Origin of the sequence: Bradyrhizobium valentinum, assembly GCF_001440405.1 — a bacterium.
In the GTDB taxonomy this organism is placed as follows: domain Bacteria; phylum Pseudomonadota; class Alphaproteobacteria; order Rhizobiales; family Xanthobacteraceae; genus Bradyrhizobium; species Bradyrhizobium valentinum.
Genome location: NZ_LLXX01000025.1, coordinates 1 through 12,708, shown reverse-complemented (window position 1 = coordinate 12,708; position 12,708 = coordinate 1). Strand labels below are relative to the sequence as shown.

General features: G+C 62.7%; 12 protein-coding genes. 1 reads left to right on the top strand and 11 read right to left on the bottom strand.

The genetic code is table 11. From position 1 onward, the window contains the following. Positions 1 to 90: 90 nt before the first annotated feature. From CP49_RS03235 to pqqA, 11 genes are all read right to left on the bottom strand, one after another. A complete protein-coding gene (locus CP49_RS03235) occupies positions 91 to 1,146 on the bottom strand; it encodes a 2-oxoacid:ferredoxin oxidoreductase subunit beta (RefSeq protein WP_057848863.1) in 1,056 nt (351 codons plus the stop codon). Next, complete coding sequence (locus CP49_RS03230) at positions 1,143 to 2,993, bottom strand: 2-oxoacid:acceptor oxidoreductase subunit alpha (RefSeq protein ID WP_057848862.1); 1,851 nt, start codon at positions 2,991 to 2,993, stop codon at positions 1,143 to 1,145. The genes CP49_RS03235 and CP49_RS03230 overlap by 4 nt, the downstream gene beginning before the upstream one ends. Beyond that, positions 2,963 to 4,762, bottom strand: a complete 1,800-nt coding sequence (locus CP49_RS03225) for an FAD-dependent oxidoreductase (protein WP_057848861.1) — start codon at positions 4,760 to 4,762, stop codon at positions 2,963 to 2,965. Before CP49_RS03225 ends, CP49_RS03230 begins: the two co-directional genes overlap by 31 nt. A gap of 300 nt (positions 4,763 to 5,062) precedes the next feature. Next, complete coding sequence (gene chrA, locus CP49_RS03220) at positions 5,063 to 6,262, bottom strand: chromate efflux transporter (RefSeq protein WP_057848860.1); 1,200 nt, start codon at positions 6,260 to 6,262, stop codon at positions 5,063 to 5,065. 433 nt (positions 6,263 to 6,695) lie between these two features. Further along, a complete protein-coding gene (locus CP49_RS03215; protein WP_057848859.1) occupies positions 6,696 to 7,361 on the bottom strand; it encodes a DUF4286 family protein in 666 nt (221 codons plus the stop codon). A gap of 11 nt (positions 7,362 to 7,372) precedes the next feature. Next, on the bottom strand, positions 7,373 to 8,359 hold the full coding sequence (gene pip, locus CP49_RS03210) for a prolyl aminopeptidase (protein ID WP_057848858.1): 987 nt from the start codon (positions 8,357 to 8,359) through the stop codon (positions 7,373 to 7,375). Beyond that, a complete protein-coding gene (pqqE, locus tag CP49_RS03205) occupies positions 8,349 to 9,557 on the bottom strand; it encodes a pyrroloquinoline quinone biosynthesis protein PqqE (protein WP_057848857.1) in 1,209 nt (402 codons plus the stop codon). Before pqqE ends, pip begins: the two co-directional genes overlap by 11 nt. Next, positions 9,554 to 9,865, bottom strand: coding sequence for a pyrroloquinoline quinone biosynthesis peptide chaperone PqqD (pqqD, locus tag CP49_RS03200; protein WP_057848856.1), 312 nt, complete (start codon positions 9,863 to 9,865; stop codon positions 9,554 to 9,556). Before pqqD ends, pqqE begins: the two co-directional genes overlap by 4 nt. Before the next feature lie 6 nt (positions 9,866 to 9,871). Continuing rightward, a complete protein-coding gene (pqqC, locus tag CP49_RS03195) occupies positions 9,872 to 10,627 on the bottom strand; it encodes a pyrroloquinoline-quinone synthase PqqC (protein ID WP_057848855.1) in 756 nt (251 codons plus the stop codon). A gap of 20 nt (positions 10,628 to 10,647) precedes the next feature. Then, on the bottom strand, positions 10,648 to 11,577 hold the full coding sequence (gene pqqB, locus CP49_RS03190) for a pyrroloquinoline quinone biosynthesis protein PqqB (RefSeq protein WP_057848854.1): 930 nt from the start codon (positions 11,575 to 11,577) through the stop codon (positions 10,648 to 10,650). A 165-nt stretch (positions 11,578 to 11,742) separates the two neighbouring features. Beyond that, positions 11,743 to 11,823, bottom strand: coding sequence for a pyrroloquinoline quinone precursor peptide PqqA (gene pqqA, locus CP49_RS03185; RefSeq protein WP_057848853.1), 81 nt, complete (start codon positions 11,821 to 11,823; stop codon positions 11,743 to 11,745). Between the two features lie 295 nt (positions 11,824 to 12,118). Between pqqA and CP49_RS03180 the strand changes: the two genes are divergently transcribed. Then, positions 12,119 to 12,376: a DUF6894 family protein gene (locus CP49_RS03180; protein ID WP_028347078.1), complete on the top strand. Its 258-nt coding sequence runs from the start codon at positions 12,119 to 12,121 to the stop codon at positions 12,374 to 12,376. Positions 12,377 to 12,708 lie beyond the last annotated feature (332 nt).

The window sequence follows — 12,708 nt, the reverse complement described above, 5'->3', positions numbered from 1 at the left end:
TGAGGCCCCGCCTGTGGCCTACATCCTTCGAGACGCCCGCTCTGCGGGCTCCTCAGGATGAGGGTTTTGAGCAGCTTTAACGCAGTAGAGCTACCGCAAGCTGGCGTTGATTTTTTCCAGCGCCACCGAGCCGGGGCACAGATCCTTGGCCTCCAGCGAATTGAGCGGCGTCTCGACGGTGTCGAGATGGGCGTGCAGATCCTCGGCATCCGGATCGACATAGAGCAGCCCGGTGACCACCTGGCCCTTGGCGGCGTGCTTCTGCAGGAAGGTCATCGCGGCCAGCCGGTCATTGGCGTCATAGTCGGCGTCGATCTTGCGCAGCGCCAGCCTTGTGCCGTCATGCTGCTCGACCATTTGCACCGTGCCCGGCGCGTAATCGACGGTGATCGGGTCGCGGCCGGTGAGCACGTCGAGACGGTTCACCGCGTCGTTATGCTCACGGACATAATCGAAACTCTTGGTCGAGCCGGCGTGGTTGTTGAAGGCGATGCAGGGGCTGACGACGTCGATGAACGCCGCGCCCTTGTGCCGGATGGCGGCTGCGATCAACGGCACAAGCTGGGTCTTGTCGCCGGAAAAGCTGCGCGCCACGTAGCTGGCGCCGAGCTGCAGCGCGATCGCCACCAGGTCGATGGCGTTGTCGGTGTTCATCACGCCCTTCTTGGACTTCGAGCCGCGGTCGGCGGTGGCCGAGAACTGGCCCTTGGTCAGGCCGTACACGCCATTGTTTTCGACGATGTAGGTCATGTTGACGCCGCGCCGGATCGAGTGCGCGAACTGGCCGAAGCCGATCGAGGCACTGTCGCCGTCGCCGGAGACGCCGAGATAGATCAGGTCGCGATTGGCGAGGTTGGCGCCGGTCAGCACCGACGGCATGCGGCCGTGCACCGAGTTGAAGCCGTGCGAATTGCCGAGGAAATAGTCCGGCGTCTTCGATGAGCAGCCGATGCCGGAGATTTTGGCGACGCGATGCGGCTCGATCGAGAGCTCGTAGCAGGCCTCGATGATCGAAGCGGTGATCGAGTCGTGGCCGCAGCCGGCGCACAGGGTCGAGATTTTCCCCTCGTAGTCCCGGTGGGTGTAGCCGAGCTCGTTCTTCGGCAGGCCGGGATGGTGGAATTTTGGCTTTGCAATGTAGGTCATGACACGGCCTTGCGGAGAGGGGTCACCTTGAGATGGTCCTGGTGGTCGCCGATGGCGTTGGCGATGAAGCGGGCGGTGATCGGGGTGCCGTCATAGTGCAGGATCGGCACCAGCCGGACCGGATCGATGCCGTTCTCGTTGACGATCAACTGGCGTAGCTGGCCGTCGCGGTTCTGCTCGACCACGTAAACGAAATCATGGTCGGCGATGAAGCTCGCCACGCTGGAGTGGAACGGGAAGGCGCGGATGCGCATGCGGTCGAGCTGATGCCCGCGCGCTTCCAGCAAGCCGATCGCCTCGTCCATCGCCGGCGCGGTTGAGCCGAAATAGATCACGCCGTATTTGGTCGGCTTGGCGGCGTTGGCCTGCAACGGACGCGGCACCATGTCCTGCGCCGTCTCGAACTTGCGCACCAGCCGCTGCATGTTGTCGGCGTAGATGGCGCCTTCTTCCGAATAGCGCGCGTAACGGTCGCGCGAGGTCCCGCGGGTGAAGAACGAGCCCTTGGTCGGGTGCGTGCCCGGATAGGTGCGATAGGGAATGCCGTCGCCGTCGACATCGAGATAGCGGCCGAAATCGCGGCCGGGTTCGTCGAGCATTTGGGCGGTCATCACCTTGCCGCGGTCGTATTGCCGGGCGTCGTCCCACTTCAGCGGGCGGCAGAGGCGGTGGTTCATGCCGATATCGAGGTCAAGCATCAGGAAGATCATGGTCTGCAGCCGATCGGCGAGGTCGAACGACTGCGCCGCGAACTCGAACGCTTCGGCCGGATCTTCCGGGAACAACAGGACGTGCTTGGTGTCGCCATGCGAAGCATAGGCGCAGGCGATGATATCGCATTGCTGGGTGCGCGTCGGCATGCCCGTGGAGGGGCCGGCGCGCTGAATGTTCATGATCACGGCCGGAATTTCCGCGAAATAGGACAGGCCGATAAACTCTGTCATCAGCGAAATGCCGGGACCGGAGGTTGCGGTGAAGGCCCGCGCGCCATTCCAGGAAGCGCCGATCACAATGCCGATCGATGCAAGCTCATCTTCGCCTTGTACGATCGCGTATCTCGCCTTGCCGGTCTCGGGGTCGTGCCGCAGCTTCTTGCAGTGACTTGTGAAGGCTTCCGCCACCGACGACGACGGGGTGATCGGATACCAGGCGCAGACGGTGGCGCCGCCATAGACAGCACCGAGCGCGGCCGCGCTGTTGCCTTCCATGAAGATGCGGTCGCCAACCTTGTCGGATTTCTTCACATGCAGACCGATCGGGCATTTCAGGTTCTGCAGCGCCCAGTCGCGGCCGAGATGCAGCGCATGGACGTTCGACGACAGGAGCTTTTCCTTGCCCTTGTACTGTTCGCCGATGAGCTGCTCGACCAGCTTCGGGTCCATATCGAGCAGGGCGCAGAGCGCGCCGAGATAGATGATGTTCTTGAACAACTGGCGCTGGCGCGGATCGGTGTAGGTCGAGTTGGTGATCGCGGTCAGCGGCACGCCGATTACGGTGATGTCGGCGCGGAATTTCGACGTCGGCATCGGCTTGGTCGAATCGTAGAACAGATAGCCGCCGGGCTCGATCGAGGCGACGTCCTTGTCCCATGTCTGGGGATTCATCGCCACCATCAAGTCGACGCCGCCGCGGGCGCCGAGATGGCCGTCTTCCGTCACCCGCACCTCGTACCAGGTCGGAAGGCCCTGGATGTTGGAGGGGAAGATATTGCGCGGCGACACCGGCACGCCGTGGCGCAGGATCGAGCGCGCGAACAGTTCGTTGGCGCTGGCCGAACCCGAGCCGTTGACGTTGGCGAAGCGGACGACGAAGTCGTTTACGCTGCTGATCGGGCTTTGGACTGACATGTTGATCCCGCGTAAGTCATATCGATGAGGTACTTCTGCATGTCCCAGGCGCCGGTCGGACAACGCTCGGCGCACAGCCCGCAATGCAGGCAGACGTCCTCGTCCTTCACCATGACACGGCCGGTCTTGAGGCCCTCGGCGACATAGAGCGCCTGGTCGGGGCGCGGCGAGGGCGCCTTCAGCCTCTGCCTGAGGTCCTCTTCCTCGCCATTCTCTGTGAACGTGATGCAGTCCATCGGGCAGATGTCGACGCAGGCGTCGCATTCGATGCAGGCGGGCGCCGAGAACACGGTCTGCACGTCGCAGTTCAGGCAGCGCTGCGCCTCGCCGAGCGCGAGCTTGACGTCATAGCCGAGCTCGACCTCGGCCTTGATGTCCTTCAGCGCGATCACCTTGTCGCGATGCGGCACCTTGTAGCGCTTGTCGCCGGAGATGTCGTTGTCGTAGCTCCACTCGTGGATGCCCATCTTCTGCGAAAAGACTTGCACTTCGGGCAGCGGGCGCTCGGTGATGTCTTCGCCCGAGATCATCTTGTGGATCGACAGCGCGGCGTCGTGGCCATGCGCCACCGCCCAGATGATGTTCTTCGGGCCGAACGCCGCGTCGCCGCCGAAGAACACTTTTGGATTGGTCGAGACAAAGGTTTTCGTATCGACCTGCGGCATGTTCCACTTGTCGAATTCGATGCCGCAGTCGCGCTCGATCCACGGGAACGCGTTCTCCTGGCCGACCGCGACCAGCACGTCGTCGCAGGGGATGGTCTGGTCCGGTTCGCCCGAGGGCACCAGATTGCGACGGCCATTGGCGTCGTATTCGGCCTTCACCTTCTGGAAGGTGACGCCGATGAGCTTGCCGCCGACATGCTTGAATGCCACCGGCACCATGTAGTTGAGGATCGGAATATCCTCGTGAAGGGCGTCTTCCTTTTCCCAGGGGCTCGCCTTCATTTCCTCGAAGCCGGAACGCACGATCACTTTCACATCTTGGCCGCCGAGGCGGCGCGCGGTGCGGCAGCAATCCATCGCCGTGTTGCCGCCGCCGAGCACGATGACGCGGCGGCCAATTTTCTCGACATGGCCGAATGAGACCGATGCCAGCCATTCGATGCCGATATGGATGTTGCTGGCTGCTTCCTTGCGGCCGGGGATGTCGAGCTCGCGGCCGCGCGGCGCGCCGGAGCCGATGAAGATCGCGTCGTAATTTTCGTTGAGCAGCTTTTTCAGGCTATCGATGCGATGCCCGCCCTTGAACTCGACGCCGAGGCCTAAGATGTAATCGGTCTCCTCGTCGATGACGGTGTCCGGCAGGCGGAACTTGGGAATCTGGCTCCGCATCATGCCGCCCGCCTTGGGATCGGCATCGAACACGGTGCAGTGATAGCCGAGCGGCGCGAGGTCGCGCGCCACCGTCAGCGAGGCGGGACCGCCGCCGACCAGCGCAACGCGCTTGCCGTTCTTCGCCGAGGGCTTCGGCATCCGGTGCTTGACGTCGTCCTTGAAGTCGGCGGCGACGCGCTTCAGGCGGCAGATCGCAACCGGGTTTTCCTCGACGCGGCCGCGGCGGCACGCCGGTTCGCACGGACGATCGCAGGTGCGTCCCAGGATTCCGGGAAACACGTTCGATTTCCAATTGATCATGTAGGCGTCGCTGTAACGCCCCTCGGCAATCAGTCGGATGTACTCGGGAACCGGTGTGTGTGCGGGGCAGGCCCATTGGCAATCGACCACTTTGTGAAAGTAGTCTGGCGCCGAGATATCAGTCGGTTTCATTCCTACCTTGTCCGCGCAAGCTTAGGAAACGCGGCCTTATTTTTGCCTGCGAACGCTTAACGAGCGTTCTTGTGGTTTTTGAATTGGATCATAGGGTTATCTTATTAGAGCCATTCCAGACGCGGCACACAAGCCAATTTTGCGAGATCACCAGCTTTCACTGCATGGGAGCTTGGACTTAGCGTCGCAGCGTTAATGTGGCGGTGCAGCATGTGCAGTGCAGCTTGAGCGGTTCCGCCTGCAAACGCGATGCGTTCGAGCGCGTCGCGCGGAGAAATGTATGCAGGTGAGGTGGTGTGCTCAGATCAGCCGCAGAATTGCGCCGGTCGTCCCCAACAGGACGACGACGATCCATGGTGCCAGTTTCCAAACCGTCAGCAGCAGGAAGCCGGCGAGCGCCACGGCGAAATCACGCGGCGTGAACACGGCGCTGGTCCATACCGGGTTGTACAGCGCCGCCCCAAGTATGCCGACGACGGCCGCATTGGTGCCGCGCATGGCGGCTTGCGCCATGGGGCGCAGGCGTAGCGCGTCCCAGAACGGCAGCATGCCGTAGACCAGCAATAGTCCCGGCAGAGACAGCGCGATGAGCGCAATCACCGCTCCGGCGAGGCCATTGGGAGCGGGGCCGGTGACGGCGCCGAGATAGGCCGCAAAGGTGAATAGCGGTCCGGGCACGGCTTGCGCCATGCCGTAGCCGGCGAGGAAATCAGCATTGCTGACCCAGCCTGGCGTCACGACTTCCGCCTGCAACAGCGGCAACACGACATGGCCGCCGCCGAACACGAGGGAGCCGGAACGATAAAACGCGTCGAACAGGGCAAGGCCCTGCGAGCCGGTCCTTACGGCCACCAGTGGCGTGACCAGGAACAGCACTGCGAAAAGTGCGAGTGCGACTACGCCGTGTTGACGCGACACCGAAAAGCCGAGTTGGCCGGTCAGCGCCGGCCCGTCGCCGCGGCACAGCCACAGCCCGGCCACCGCCCCAAGCGCGATGGCGCCGATCTGCCCGAACGATCCGCCGACGAAAACCACGATCGCAACCGCCGCAAGCGCGATCGCAGCCCGCGCCCGATCCGGCGTCAGGCTGTTTGCCATGCCCCAGATCGCTTGCGCGACCACGGCAACCGCGACCAGCTTCAGGCCGTGAAGAATCCCCTCGGCGAACGGGCCGGTGAGGGCGGTTGCGCCGAGTGCAAAGGCGAACATGATGAGGGCGGAGGGCATGGTGAAGGCGAACCACGCCGCCAATCCGCCAATCAGGCCGTTGCCGCGCAGGATGCCGAGCGTGAAACCCACTTGGCTGGATGCCGGCCCCGGCAGGAACTGGCAGAGCGCAACGATATCGGCGTAGCTGCTTTCGCTCAGCCATTTCCGCCGCTCGACAAATTCTGCCCTGAAGTAACCGAGATGCGCGATCGGCCCGCCGAACGATGTGAGGCCGAGTTTGAGGAAGGCGGCGAAAATCTCGGCGATACTGCGCGCGGACTTTTCCGCCATGCATCTCAACTCCAGTGTGGGCTGAAAAGTAGATGCATGTGGCATCTTCAGCCGATCGATCGCTCCAGCACCCGCAAGAAGGAGCGCTTCCACGCAACCATCGCACATCTGAGAGATAACATCAGCAGGGTAATTGAAAGCGATATTAGAGACTTTGGCAGAAGTTCTCACCTGCCTTATCAAGGCATTCGACCGTTACGAGAAGAAGAATTGAAGCCGCCTGGCGCAAGCACCAATCGTGCGGACCCGCTCCGGACCAGGCAATTCATGCCAGAAAGCAATCTTGGCCACCGGTTTACTCGACATCGCGTTAACAACGCCTTCACCGGGTTTTTACGGAGCGACATCGCTAGTTACCGTTTCGGAACGCCGCGATCAAGCCACCAACCGGGTTCACGAACCTGCGCGCGACCCTCGGCAGCGGGGAAAGCGCCTAGCCGATATCGCTCTTCGCCAGGTCCCACATCAGCCGATAGACGCCGCTTGAGACCGTCAGCGGCTTCAATGCGATGTTACCGCTGAAGCGCAGCATTGCCGCGGGCAACGCGCCGACATCGGTCGCATCGATCAGCACGAACCAGTCGCCGGCGCCGGGATTGGGCGCGGAAGGATCGTCGGTGATCGGCTTTGACAGCGCCGGGTCACTCTCGATCAAATGCAGGGAGATGATGCCGTCGAGCTGGGCGGGATCGAGTTGCTCGGCGAGTGCAGCGCGCAATTTATCCTCGCCGCCGGGCGCGGGACGCAGCCTGACAATTCCGAGCGCTGCACCGCGGCCGGTGCCGCGGCTGACCGTGATGCGCGCAACCGCCCGGATCATGTTCTGGAAGCGCGCAATGTTGGCCATCGACCACGCCGTCTGGTTCGCCAGCGCGGCGCGATAGGCCGGGCTGTCCAGTACCTCGAAGGTCTCGGTGGAGTAGAGGCTGAGATATTTCGGATTGCCGTCATGCGCGACATAGCGGCGGGCTTCGAGGAAGCCGTCGATCGCGACGCGCTCTTCGAGATGTTCGCGGTCGTACCAGCGATTGAATTCAGCTTCGTGCGCGGCGTCGATGTTCATCGACGTCAGCAGCATGCCCTTTCCGGCCATCGGCATTTTCTTGTTTCCTATTTGCCAGTTCTGGAAGCCATGTCCGCGATTGCCTTCATCACGGCGTCGCGGACGCCGGGATCGTACAGCGTATGGCCGGCGCCCTCGACAAAGCGGATTTCGGCTTCCTGCCACACGGCAGCAAGCGCATGCGAGGTCGCAGGCGGGCACAGCAGGTCATAGCGGCCCTGCACGATGATGCCGGGGATGCCTTTGAGCTTGCCCGCTTCGCGCAACAACTGGTTCGGCTCCATGAAGCAGTCATTGGCGAAGTAGTGCGCTTCCATGAACGGCGTCGTCGGCAGGCCCCGCGATGAATTGAGTGTAGCCAGATCGAGGCGTGTGCGATTTGGCGTGTGTTCGGAAAGGATACGTTCGGTTTCGCCCCAGGCCCGCGCGGCAGGAATATGCACGGCGGTATCGGGATCGAGGATCCTGCGGAAATAGGCCTGGATCGGTTGCCCGCGTTCGTCTTCCGGCAACACGCTCAGGAAGTCATCGTAAAGACCGGGATAAAATCGCGGCAACACCCTGAGAAAACCGTTTTCAATTTCCTCTGATGTACCGAGGAAAGTGGCGCGCAGCACGATGCCGGTGACGCGGTTGGGGTGGGTCTCTGCATACGCCAGCGCCAGCGTCGCGCCCCAGGAGCCGCCGACGATCATCCAGCGCGGAAAGCCGAATTTTTCGCGGATCGCTTCCATGTCCGCGATCAGATGCGGCAGCGTGTTGGCTTCGCGGCCGCCCTTGGGGCGGCTGCGCCCCGCGCCGCGCTGGTCGAACAGCACAGCATGGAAGCGTTCGGGATCGAACAATCGGCGATGGTCCGGCTGGCAGCCGCTGCCGGGCCCGCCATGCAGATAGACCGCGGGAATGCCGTCTGGCCGGCCGACGCTTTCGACGTAGATATCGTGACCGTCGCCGACCGCGAACTGCTCCGACGTCAGCGGCGCAAACGGATCTGCGGGTTTGATGGATTTGCCGGCGTCGGCGTCAGGCGCCATGCTCGCCTTCCGTCTCCAGCGTGCCGCCGGCGAAATTGCGATAGAGGAAGCGGTCCTGGTGCGCGGCGGCCTCGCGCTCGGCCTGCTTGAAAATCTCTTCATGCCGCGGCGACAGCGTGCAGGCCGGATCGGTATTGCCGGCGTCGCCGGTCAGCGCAAAAGCCTGGCAGCGGCAGCCGCCGAAATCGATTTCCCGGAACTCGCAACTCTTGCACGGCTCCTTCATCCAGCCGGTGCCGCGATAGCGGTTGAAGGCTTCGGAATTTTGCCAGATCCAGGCGATCGAATGATTGGAGCGCACGGATTCGAATTCGAGCCCGGTGATGCTTTCCGCCGCGTGGCAGGGCAGGACCTTGCCGGCGGGCGAGATATTGAAGAACTGCCGGCCCCAGCCGCCCATGCATTTCTTCGGTCGCAGCGCGTAATAGTCCGGCACCACATAGTCGATCGCGAGAATGCCCTTCAGGCGTGTCGCGGCCTCCTCGACGATGCGGCTGGTCTCCTCGATCTGCTCGAGCGCCGGCATCAAGGCGGCGCGGTTCTTCAAGGCCCAGCCGTAATACTGGACGTTGGCGACCTCGAGCCGGTCGGCGTCGAGATCGACCGCCATCTGGATAATATCCTGGAGCTGATGCAGGTTTTGGCGGTGCATGACCGCGTTCACCGTCAGCGGCAGGTCGAGCTCGCGCGTCCATTTCGCGGCTTCGATCTTTTTCTCATGCGCGTTTTTCAGCCCGGCGACGCGATCGGCCACCACGGGCTCGTTGCCCTGGAAACTGATCTGCACATGGCAGAGGCCGGCATCGGCCAGCGCCGAAAGTTTGTCTTTAGTCAGGAGGACCGCCGACGTGATGAGATTGGAGTAGAGCCCGACATCGGTCGCGTGCTGGACCAGTTCGACCAGATCCTTGCGCGCGGTCGGCTCGCCGCCGGAGAAATGGATCTGCAGCACGCCGATTTCGGCGAGCTCGCTGAGCACCTTCTTCCATTCTTCGGTCGTGAGTTCGCTGCTGCCGCGGTCGAGCTCGATCGGGTTGGAGCAATAGGGGCATTGCAGCGGGCAGCGGTGCGTTAGTTCGGCGAGCACCGCGAGCGGAATGCCGAACGTCTCCGCCGTCGAACGCTGCGATTCCAGAACCGCGAGCCCGTCACTGGGAACGGTGCTGGCTGTCTTGCCATCGGCGAGGAGGTCGCTCATGACGTCTTCTCCCGCGCTTCGGTCAGAAAACCCTTGTCTGCGAGGTCCTGCAGCATGGCGACCACGTCGGTGGCGATCGCCTCGCGCGGTGCCGCGTATTTGACGGCGAGTTGGTCGATCATGTCGGCAACGCTGCGCACGCCGTCGCAAAGCTGCAGCACCTCGACCGCGATCTCGTCCGGCGCCAGCACGCGCTCCGGCGCCAGGATCACCCACACCTGCCGCGTCTCATCGAATTTCAGCCGGGCGTGCCGCGGCAATTTCGGCCGGCTCGCCTCGCTGACACTGATGTTGCGGCTCAAAGCCATCGATCGCTAGTCTCCTTTGGGCACGAACGCGCCGGGCGGAATGTGGCCCTCGACATAGGCATGATACAGCGCGTCGAGCTGAACCCATAGCACATTGGTCTTGAAGATCAGCGCGTTGCAGACCGCCTCGCGCTCCGCCGGCGTCCTTGCATTGGCCTTGACGTATTGCAGCGCGAAGCCCGCGTCGCGCGGGGCCTGCGTCAGGCGGCGGCTGAAATAGCTCATGATATCAGGATTGACGAAATCATAGTGCTGCAGCATCCCCGAGATGCGCTCCTCATGCAGGTTCGGCGCGAACAGTTCCGTGAGCGAGGAGGCGATGGCTTCCAACGGCGTTCTGTCGCGGCAGAAATGCACGTAGGCTTCCACCGCAAATCGCGTCGCGGGCAGGATGCCTTCGGTCGATTCCACATAGGCGCTGTCGAGCCCGAGGCCCTCGGTCAGCTTCAGCCAGCGCTCGATACCGCCTTCGGAGCCGATATCGCCGTCATGATCCTCGATGCGGTGCCGCCATTCGATCCTTGTGGCGCGGTCGCGGAACCGCGAGATCACCATCGCGTCCTTCAGCGGGATCGTGCTCTGGTAAAAATAGCGGTTCAGCGCCCAGGCCTGCACTTGTCCCTTGTTGAGCTTGCCGCCGTGCAGCAGCCGGTGGAACGGATGCAGATTGTGATAGCGCGTCGCGCCGATGTGACGGAGCATCGCTTCCAGCTCATCGGCACTGTTGAGCGTGATGCCCTTGCCGATCGAGTGCGCGGTCATTCCGCTGGTAGGCACGACATTCACAGCGTGATCTCCATTCCATCGGCCGGAATCTGCCAGCCCGCCTGCTCCAGTGCCTTTCGCTCTTCCGAGCCGGAGAGCAAAGCGGGGTTGGAGTTGTTGATATGCAAGAACACCTTGCGGCCGATGTCGAGGCCGGCAAGGCTCGCGATCGCACCCTGATCGCCCGACATCGAAATGTGGCCCATGCTCTGTCCCGTCTTGGTGCCCAGGCCGGCTGCGATCAATTCGTCGTCGCGCCACACCGTGCCGTCGAAGAAGACCAGCGCGGCGCCCGCCAGGCGCGATTTGAGATCGTCGGTCACCCGCGCGCAGGCGGCCAGGAAATAAAAATACTTGCCGCTTCCCTTGTCCAGAATGCGAAGTCCGAGCGTGTCGCCCGCGCTGTCGCCGCCGGTCGGATGCGCCTTGCCTTCGAGATACCACGCGCCCTTGCCGGGAACCGCGAAGGGGAGGATCTCCATGCCGGATGGCGAGCCGTCGGGCAGGGCCGGCTCGAACGCCCTGTCGACCTCGATCGGCCGCCGCTTCACGTTGTTTTCGCCCAGCACGTTAAAGATGCTGTTGGATCGCAAAATCGCAAGGACCCGCTCGTGCGCATAGAGCGTGAAGGGCGAACCCTCGCGCATCGACAACAGCCCTGCGACCGCATCGATTTCGCCGTTGGTCAGGATGACGCCGGCGATCGGGCTGTGCCTGACCTGGCCTGCCCTGGGGTGAAGCTGCGGTGTCGCAATGAGCTGCTGGCGGACGTCGGGAGAGGCGTTGACGAGGTACCAGTGCTCGCCGTCGGCGCTGACCGCGATCGAGGCCTGGGTGCTCTGCAATTCCTGATTTTCGCTTCGTGCTTTCCGGCACACCGGACATCCGCAGTTCCACTGCGGAACGCCACCGCCTGCCGCGGCGCCCAGGACGACGACGCGAAGCATGATCCGTCTCCTGGAAACTCAAAAAAAACTGCCGATACAAACCCGGGCGCTAAGCCCCGAGAACAAACAGCACGAGGTGGACCCCGATTTTGCGACACGTCTCCCCGTTCGGGAACGTATCTGCCCGGTGGTCCACCTACGTGAGAAGTGAAATTGCGCTACCGCTTACTTGCGGGCGGCGCACATATACATGTTGATTTCCATGCCCACCGGCACTTCGACGATTTTCGGCGCTTTCCAGGCCATTTTGGCTCTCCTTTTGCTACCGGACGAACTCCGCCCTGGGGAGTTAAGGTAGCGCGGATCGAAAAGTTCGCCAGTTAAATCTTTGCAGGAAAATTGAGAGAGTTATGCTGCGCTGCGAAAGGGCTCACGGAGCTGTGCAGGGAACCGCTGGTCAAAACAACGTGGGATCAGGCGTTTCCCGGTTGTTCGAGCCGTTGTGAATGACGATGCTGGGTTTGCGGTGCTGCACGCCCGCTAACCTGTGAGGAATGCGGTCTCCAATTGTGGGACCCTAACAAGAGTGAAGTTTCCGCCGATGCCGCGATATTATTTCAACACCCGTATCGGCGATGAGCTGATTTCCGATCCTGATGGCGAGGTGCTCAGGGATCCTGACCGCGCCTGGGAAATGGCGCGTGCCATGATCCGGGAGCTGCTCAAGACCGACGGCGCTGATGGTGCGCTTCTCAGCGCCACCATCGAAGTCACCGACGACGATGGCGAGATCGTGCTGGAGTTTCCGTTCGCCGAAGCGATTCTCGACGCGCCCGGCGGTCCGATCACCAGGCACTGAAACCGCGCGGAGCCGACAGGCGTTAAAGCTTCACGTACCGTTTCCGCAGTGCAACTTCGAGCGGCATGTTTCCGATTGCGCACCAGCAGGTAAATATCGGAGAGTGCCGGCCGGGAAAGCCTCCGGCGCGGCAGTATATTAGCCTGCATATCAGCCCGCGCGAAGAGAAAGGCTTCCGCCAGGGAGAACGCCCATGATGAGCTATTTGTCGGTGCCGCGCAGCCTGTTGCTATCAGGCGCATTCTTGAGTGCCTTCGTGCTAAATGCCGCTGCCCAACAGGCCGCCGATCCCCCGCCCGCCGCCCAGCCGCCTGCCACGCCGCCCGCTGCCG